The sequence below is a fragment of the Actinomyces sp. S6-Spd3 genome (genome assembly GCF_000758755.1).
Classification (GTDB): Bacteria; Actinomycetota; Actinomycetes; order Actinomycetales; family Actinomycetaceae; genus Pauljensenia.
This window is the reverse complement of sequence record NZ_JRMV01000018.1, coordinates 1-613: the sequence shown is the minus strand read 5'-3', so window position 1 is coordinate 613 and position 613 is coordinate 1. Positions and strand designations below refer to the sequence as shown.

Sequence of the window (613 nt, the reverse complement as noted above, 5' to 3'; positions counted from 1 at the left end):
ACACTTTCCGCATTCACGCGCACCGGCCCCGAGTCGATAAACACTGCACTGCTCACAGTGCCCCCAAACACGCGGCGCTCATCTGCGCGTAGTAGTTCACCCGAGCCGCAACGACGGCCTCTCGCGCGTCAAACAGGCGGTGGCGCAACTCCACCAGTTGCCCTATTTGAGCGCTCAGTTGCGCATTTGCTGCTCTCGCCGCCTCGCCGTCCCAGTCCATGCGCACGCCCGCCGCGTACGAGATCGCTAAATCTAAAGCCTGTAGGCCGGCCTCGGCCTCCAAAATTGCATCCATAGCGCCAAACCTAAGAGCCTTCTCGAGCCCGTAGCACAATCAATATTTGAGGTCGTGGACAAGCTCGCACACGCAAGTGTTGTGGACGAGTAGCCAAAAGCCGGACCGGCGTCCAAAACCTGCCCGCTTTATGCCACGATGAAGACATGGCGTACACAAACGAAACAATGCAAGACATGGCTCAAATGCAGCCCCCAATCGCACTTGGCGCACTAGATGGACGCTACCGCGGCGCGGTGGCGCCACTTACCAACTACTTCTCCGAAGCCGGCCTAAACCGCGCGCGCGTATACGTAGAGGTGGAATGGCTCATCTACC

General features: G+C 59.1%; 1 protein-coding gene and 1 pseudogene. One reads left to right on the top strand and one right to left on the bottom strand.

All coding sequences use genetic code 11. The annotated features are described in order from the left end of the window. Positions 1-52: 52 nt before the first annotated feature. On the bottom strand, positions 53-295 hold the full coding sequence (locus HMPREF1627_RS00140) for a hypothetical protein (protein WP_034499716.1): 243 nt from the start codon (positions 293-295) through the stop codon (positions 53-55). 146 nt (positions 296-441) lie between these two features. On the opposite strand from HMPREF1627_RS00140, the pseudogene HMPREF1627_RS10600 reads away from it, so the two are divergent. Then, positions 442-613: pseudogene (locus HMPREF1627_RS10600) on the top strand (adenylosuccinate lyase); the annotation flags it as partial.